The 6517-nt window shown below is 35.2% G+C and carries 10 protein-coding genes and 1 pseudogene; 8 read left to right on the top strand and 3 right to left on the bottom strand.

The window, feature by feature from the left end; translation table 11 throughout:
- The first annotated feature begins 256 nt into the window (after positions 1–256).
- The 3 genes from repM to MSG95_RS18565 are packed head-to-tail and all read left to right on the top strand — an operon-like array spanning position 257 to position 1931.
- On the top strand, positions 257–1207 hold the full coding sequence (gene repM, locus MSG95_RS18575; RefSeq protein ID WP_324645196.1) for a replication initiation protein RepM: 951 nt from the start codon (positions 257–259) through the stop codon (positions 1205–1207).
- Positions 1200–1775 (top strand): plasmid replication DNA-binding protein, encoded by a 576-nt coding sequence (locus tag MSG95_RS18570; protein ID WP_180070779.1) that lies wholly within the window; start codon positions 1200–1202, stop codon positions 1773–1775. Before repM ends, MSG95_RS18570 begins: the two co-directional genes overlap by 8 nt.
- A gap of 12 nt (positions 1776–1787) precedes the next feature.
- Positions 1788–1931, top strand: coding sequence for a hypothetical protein (locus MSG95_RS18565; protein WP_001125247.1), 144 nt, complete (start codon positions 1788–1790; stop codon positions 1929–1931).
- Between the two features lie 194 nt (positions 1932–2125).
- Here the strand turns inward: MSG95_RS18565 and MSG95_RS18560 are convergent, their stop codons facing one another.
- The gene (locus MSG95_RS18560; RefSeq protein WP_324645193.1) at positions 2126–2947 is read right to left on the bottom strand and encodes a GIY-YIG nuclease family protein; all 822 of its coding nucleotides are present in this window, start codon (positions 2945–2947) and stop codon (positions 2126–2128) included.
- 221 nt (positions 2948–3168) lie between these two features.
- On the opposite strand from MSG95_RS18560, the gene MSG95_RS18555 reads away from it, so the two are divergent.
- The 3 genes from MSG95_RS18555 to MSG95_RS18545 are packed head-to-tail and all read left to right on the top strand — an operon-like array spanning position 3169 to position 4116.
- Positions 3169–3504 (top strand): hypothetical protein, encoded by a 336-nt coding sequence (locus tag MSG95_RS18555; RefSeq protein WP_179997550.1) that lies wholly within the window; start codon positions 3169–3171, stop codon positions 3502–3504.
- Between the two features lie 49 nt (positions 3505–3553).
- Positions 3554–3733, top strand: coding sequence for a hypothetical protein (locus tag MSG95_RS18550; protein WP_001231652.1), 180 nt, complete (start codon positions 3554–3556; stop codon positions 3731–3733).
- Positions 3730–4116, top strand: coding sequence for a type II toxin-antitoxin system death-on-curing family toxin (locus MSG95_RS18545; protein WP_000053135.1), 387 nt, complete (start codon positions 3730–3732; stop codon positions 4114–4116). Before MSG95_RS18550 ends, MSG95_RS18545 begins: the two co-directional genes overlap by 4 nt.
- Before the next feature lies 1 nt (position 4117).
- Here the strand turns inward: MSG95_RS18545 and MSG95_RS18540 are convergent, their stop codons facing one another.
- Together MSG95_RS18540 and MSG95_RS18535 are read right to left on the bottom strand one after the other, a co-directional pair.
- Positions 4118–4669 (bottom strand): macro domain-containing protein, encoded by a 552-nt coding sequence (locus MSG95_RS18540; protein WP_324645189.1) that lies wholly within the window; start codon positions 4667–4669, stop codon positions 4118–4120.
- 5 nt (positions 4670–4674) lie between these two features.
- A complete protein-coding gene (locus MSG95_RS18535) occupies positions 4675–5358 on the bottom strand; it encodes a hypothetical protein (protein WP_180136027.1) in 684 nt (227 codons plus the stop codon).
- Between the two features lie 45 nt (positions 5359–5403).
- On the opposite strand from MSG95_RS18535, the pseudogene MSG95_RS18530 reads away from it, so the two are divergent.
- A pseudogene (locus MSG95_RS18530) lies at positions 5404–6123 on the top strand (nickase); the annotation flags it as partial.
- Between the two features lie 101 nt (positions 6124–6224).
- Complete coding sequence (locus MSG95_RS18525) at positions 6225–6464, top strand: hypothetical protein (RefSeq protein ID WP_324645186.1); 240 nt, start codon at positions 6225–6227, stop codon at positions 6462–6464.
- Positions 6465–6517 lie beyond the last annotated feature (53 nt).

Below are 6517 nucleotides of genomic sequence, written 5' to 3'. Positions count from 1 at the left end.
AGCGTAGCGAAAACCAAGGGCAATTTTTCATGATTTGGGCTTTTAATTATTTTAAAGTTTTTAAATGCTTTTAGATATGCTGAAAGCCTTTGTTCACAATGCTTTTAAGGGTTATATGACACCGTTTACCTTGCAATATGACACCGTTTACCTTGCAATATGACACCGTTTACCTTGCAATATGACACCGTTTACCTTGCTTATAGCACTAAAATTAATTATTGTGTCATAGCATAATAATTAATACTGGTGCTTCATGAGAGAATTAGTGGTAAAAGACAATGCCTTAATCAATGCAAGCTATAACTTGGACTTAGTAGAACAACGTTTAATTTTATTGGCTATTGTTGAAGCAAGGGAAAGTGGGAAAGGGATTAATGCTAATGATCCCCTTGAAGTACATGCCGAAGGCTATATCAATCAATTTGGTGTACATCGCAATACTGCCTATCAAGCATTAAAAGATGCCTGTAATGATTTATTTGCTAGACAATTTAGTTATCAAAAAATAAATGAAAGAGGGAATATTGAGAACTATAGATCCCGTTGGGTTAGTGAAATTGGATATGTAGATAATGAAGCAGTGGTTAAGCTTATCTTTGCCCCCGCTATAGTCCCATTAATTACACGTTTAGAAGAGCATTTTACTAAATATGAATTACAGCAAGTTAGTAATCTCAGTAGTGCTTATGCTGTCCGCTTATATGAACTATTAATTGCTTGGAGAAGTACCGGTTCTACTCCAGTTATAGAGCTAAGTGATTTCCGTCAAAGAATTGGTGTACTCGATACAGAGTACAAGCGTATGGAGCGCTTTAAAACTAGTGTACTTGAGCTTGCTATTAAACAAATAAATGAGCATACGGATATCACTGTAAAATATGAACAGCATAAAAAAGGTCGAACAATTACAGGTTTTTCTTTTACGTTTAAACAGAAGAAAAAGGATAATCCATCAATAGAAAGAGATCCGAATACCTTAGACCTTTTTTCAAAGATGACCGATGCTCAACGGCATATGTTTGCAAACAAACTTTCAGAACTCCCTGAAATGGGTCGCTATTCACAAGGAACTGAAAGCTATCCTCAATTTGCTGTTCGTATTGCTGAGATGCTACAAGACTCTGAAAAAATCAAAGAACTAGCCCCATACCTAAAAAAAGTGGGATATATGCCATCAAATAAAAAGGACACAGTAAATGGCTAAGTTATCGCTAAGTGAAGTATCTAAAAAATTTCATATTGATAGGTCAACCATTTACAGAGCTGTACGTAATGGGCGTTTATCACGCTCTAGTGATGGTCAATTTGACCTTTCGGAAGTGATTAGATGCTTTGGGGAGCCTGAACAAACATCTCAACAAATTGAATCATCTACATCAGATAGCGATGAATCTACAAAAAAACTCATTATTCATTTAGAAAATGAAGTTAAAAAATACCAAGAACGTGAAGAGCGTTTAATGCAGCAAATCGACCGTATGCAGACGCTTATTGAGTTAAAAACTGTTGCACCCGCCACGGCAGCGCCACAACAAGATGCTACGGCATGCGACACCGATATGCCACAGCATGCGACAACACAACAAGACAATGATAATAAAAAGAATAATGAATTAAATATTGTAGAAAATGTGGCAGTGCCACAACAAGAAACTACAGCATACCACACCCAAACGCTACAGCATGCCACGTTGCAAAATGTGGCAGTGCCACAACCTAAAAAACGTGGCTTATTTGGCCGTGTGCTGAATGCTGTTTTTGATAATGACTAAGGGGGAGAGATCATGCCGAAACTGAAAGACATTGCCCTGGGAATTATTGTGGCCCCGCTGCTGATCCCGATCATGCTGATTGCATCGTACCAGGATAAAAAGGCGCTGAAGAAAGAGCTGGATGAACGCCAAAAAGAAAAAGACCAGGCATCCTGATTATTCAATTGACCTAATCAAAGTCGTGAAACATTGATTAAATAATAAGCGTGGAACATGAAAAATCACAAAAAAAGCCCAACTTGGGGAAGATGGGCTATCAACTAGAAACTACAGCATTGATTTCTAAAGATAATTATAACGCATTTCGCATAAGGCGTATTATGTTAATTTTAGAAATATTAAATAAATAGTTAATTGGAGTTATAGCCAAATCTTCTTGTTAATAACGTATTTTTCCACCAACTCTCTCGACTCAATATAACTTTATCGTCTGTTTTAGCTTTAAAAATATCAAGAATTGAATAATAAAAGTTATTTTCAATATGCTCTAACGGCAATTGCTGTAATTGAACATTTCCCCCATGACGACTTTGTGCATAGTTTTGCCATCTATTAAGAAGCATATTTTCAGCATAAGCTGAACCAACATACTTTTTCCCATTAGAAATATCTGTAATTAAATAAACTGCCTTTTGATTCTGTAATGCAGTCTTCCAAGAGTCTGTTCTAATTACTCTGGTAAGTTCTTTCCACGATAGATGAACGTTTTCATAGCCAGGAAATTTATCTAGAGAGCCTTTAGGCAATATTTCAATAACTTGTTTATCAGAGGTATAGTGCTGATGCCAAGATAGAGTAGCTCTCCCCCAGTCAACTACCACTCTGAACTTAAGCTCACTAAATTGTGGCATCTCTTTTAGTTCATATTCATAAAGATTATTTTCACTATATTTTTCATTTACGACCTTGAATACTCCCCAAAATAAAGATTTTTGTCCTTCTGTACCCAAAAAAGATATTATGTAATCAATATTTTTAAATACACTTTTACTTTGTATTCTCTGGTATTCCTCTAGCTCAGCAATATTCAAGAATACATTATCAAAAAGTTCTGAAAATTCTCCATTGCTCTTGTGACGTACATATTTAATTTTAGAAGTTTCATTCAGCGGATTATTCTTTATAAGTGACATTAAGCCTTTAAAAGTCAGTCCAATTTCTTGATCTAGCATATAAATAATTTCTTATGTTTCATAAAAAATGTAGTTTAAACAGAAGAATTTTTTACAGCTATAAGAACTTATAAAATAGATGTAATCTCCTCGATTTAACATAATGGTGGTTATACGAAATTTAAAAAAATATCGTAAAAATGGGAGCTTAAGACTCCCATTTTCGATTTCTTATAAGGTGTATTATGTTAATTTTAGGGAAATTAATCAGTTGATGAAAAATGAAAATAGGAATTTTTTGGTTTTTGCAAAAGCAAGTTATCGGCATAGCTCATCCATTCAATTTAAATGATGCAGATTCAATAGGCTTAATTGATAGTCCATATACACATGTCGATTATTGGAAAAATATGCAAAGTGTATACCCAGAACTACGTCATTATGAATATGAACAGATTCCAAGGGGTAGGGTAATTTTCGACACAAATAAAGGAAAAGCAATCGTGTATATGGACAAAAAATTATTTAACACAGTAACAGCCACTAAAATTTATGATTTCTTTGATATAGATTCAGAAAATGCTATTCCAAGAAAAGATCCTCACTATCGTACTTAATTGTTTAATTTAGGCTAAAATGAAATTCTCTTTTAATAGGGGTATGAAGATGAGAAAGCGTTTAAAAGACTATAGCCTTGATCAAATTTCAAATCGTGAAAAGGTTTCGGGTCAAGTATTACCAATCCAATTTAGCAATGACGAAGCGACTAAACGTGTTGTGATGCATAGTGCAAAACGAGTCATTAATCAGCATAAAGCTGAAATCCAAGAGCTTGCTTATAAATGAGTTTGATTAGCTCAACATTTGTCATTGCTGTGCATGATGAGATCCTATTACAAACTGGCGTAGGGCGAATAGGCTGTCATATTGAAAAGCTAGAAAGCGTATTAAGCCGTATAGATCAGCAGATGTATTACAGTAATGTAAGCGACATTTTTGAGATCGCAGCATGGTTTGGTATAGCTATATCAAAAGGTCATGCTTTTGTTGATGGTAATAAAAGAACTGGTTTAGCTGTAATGCTGACTTATCTCGAAATTCAAGGTGTTACCATTCAGGAACAAACAGGTTTAGATGATTTGATGGTCGATATTGTTGAATCACAAGAAGAACATGAATTATTAGCCAAAATTGTGGCTGAATTCTTATACGAGCTTTCGATAATTTAAACTAAGAAATCAGAATCTGAATATTTGGATCATCGATATTCGATAAAAGATTCTTATAAATTAAATAATTTTCATCCTCTCGGCAGATAAAAAATACTTCTGCAACATGATCATATTGAGGCAACATAGAGAGTATAGTGCCAATCGCAATTTCAGCAGCCTTTTGAGGTGGAAAACCATAAACACCTGTACTAATACATGGAAAAGAAACAGTGAGTGCATGAATTTCATTAGCTTTGAATAGTGCATTACTATAAGCATCACAAAGCAATTGTGGCTCATTGTGTTCGCCATCTAACCATCGTGGTCCAACCGCATGAATAAGGTATTTAGCAGGTAGATTACCTGCTGTTGTTACTTCTGCTTGACCTGTAAAGCATCCACCTTTTTCTTGATTTAGACGAACACATTCTTCTTTCATCAATGGTCCAGCTTTTTTATGAATCACATAATCAAGTCCCCCACCACCAAGCAAAGATTTATTTGCTGAGTTAACGATGGCATGTACAGCAAAAGCTGTTATATCTGCTTGGATGAGATGGACTTTTTTCATAAATTTTATGCAATACCGCGATCTTTTTTAAATTGAGAAATAATAGGATTTAATTCAGATCCACAGAATTCAATATACTCATTTGTAATTCCACGACCACTAGAAGGATGTGGCAACCCAACTACAGTGCAGTTTTCAAATTTATTGATATAAGCCAATGAGCCATGATAATCAGGCATTCTTAATGTTTGCAATTTTTCAATTTCATTGCCCATAATTGGAGTGAATTTATCCCTTACTTTATAAAATTTTAGTACCTTAGTTAAAAGCTCACTTCCCATAAACAGAATTACTTTAGGTCTAAGTTCTTCTATATGTGCTATAAAATTATCAACATTTTCATCTTGTTTGTAGAAAGAAATTGCAGAACGAGATTTTTTTGATTCTACAGCCCAATTAGTTTGTACAATCATTTTGTCGAAAGCATCGCCTAAGCCTTCCTCATTTAGAGGATGCCCCCACATAGAAAACCAAGTTCTAATTCTTTTATCGTATTTAATCCATGTCTTAGCAACATCACCATATCGCAATGATTTATTAGAAAAGGTACATTCTTTAGTCATATCTATTATAACTTCTTGCCCCTTACTTTGTGATTCTTCACCCCATTCATAACCACAAATCATTAATCCGTTTTTATCATTAAAGCCTGCGAAAATTGAATTTGCTAAATTTAGACTTTTTCCCATTTTATCTTCTCTGATACTTTCAAGATTCAAATTATCACATATATTTCTCAGCTGCACTATGGCAAAAATATGGATCTACTGATTGCTGAAAATGAGATCACACTCAAAAAACTAAAAACAGAACAGCAGATGCATATCCAAAATAGCGCTAAAACGCCACCATTAAGCGCAGAAGAGCAATTTCAATACATACAGAGAGAAACCCTAAGCAAACTACTCAAAGGCGAAATAAGCGCAAAAGAGGCGAATTTAGACCTAGCTTTTATGCAAGACAATCTTGAGAAAGTCGAAGGTATCTTGAGCAAGCAACAAAAGCACAAAAATGACTTCAATCAGCAGCTCGCCCAAGACATTGTGAAAAGCGGACTCAAACAAAGTCATGACAAATTGCAAAGCCTGGTCGATCAACACAATGAGTTAGGTCAGAACAAGCCCTTACTATTTGGAAAAAAAGCCTGGGAAGCCCAACGTGATGCGATTTACCAAGAACATAAACAACTGAAAGGCAAACATGAATACCAGAAAAAAAATGGTGTGAAGGATTTATTGGAAAGCAAAAAATTCAAAGAACATGCCTGGACACAATACCAAAAAGAGCATCCGACCAAAGCTGAGCAATACCAGAACCTCTACCAATCCTACCGAGCTATTAAAAACTGTGTGGATAAGATCAAAGCAGAACAACAAATGAAACTTAGACAAGAACAACAGCTCAAAGCACAGCAACAAGCTCCTAAAATGAAATCTCGAGGCATGAGGCGATAAACAGAGCGAGTGTCTACGAGCGAACTGAAAAAATTTGCCCATCCCTTTCCCTGATTACAAGCTCCCTATCCATCAATCACCTGCTTTACAGAGCATCCCGAATGGGTGCGAACTTTCCAAGTTTGATTCCTAAATCGAGCGAAGCGAGAAAAAAAGCTGATGAGCGAAGCGAATTCCGAGTTGCTTTTGCTTTTTCTAAAAGTCACGAAAATATGAACCAAAAATTGCCCCGACGAATCGAGCGAAAGCGAGATTCAATAGAGTTTAAGCGTAGCGAAAACCAAGGGCAATTTTTCATGATTTGGGCTTTTAATTATTTTAAAGTTTTTAAATGCTTTTAGATATGCTGAAAGCCTTTGTTCACAATGCTTTTAAGGGTTATATGACACCGTTT

The organism is Acinetobacter sp. IK23, from assembly GCF_035615275.1.
Classification (GTDB): Bacteria; Pseudomonadota; Gammaproteobacteria; order Pseudomonadales; family Moraxellaceae; genus Acinetobacter; species Acinetobacter seifertii.
The sequence above is the reverse complement of the archived record's forward strand: the minus strand, read 5'-3'. Positions and strand labels throughout refer to the sequence as shown.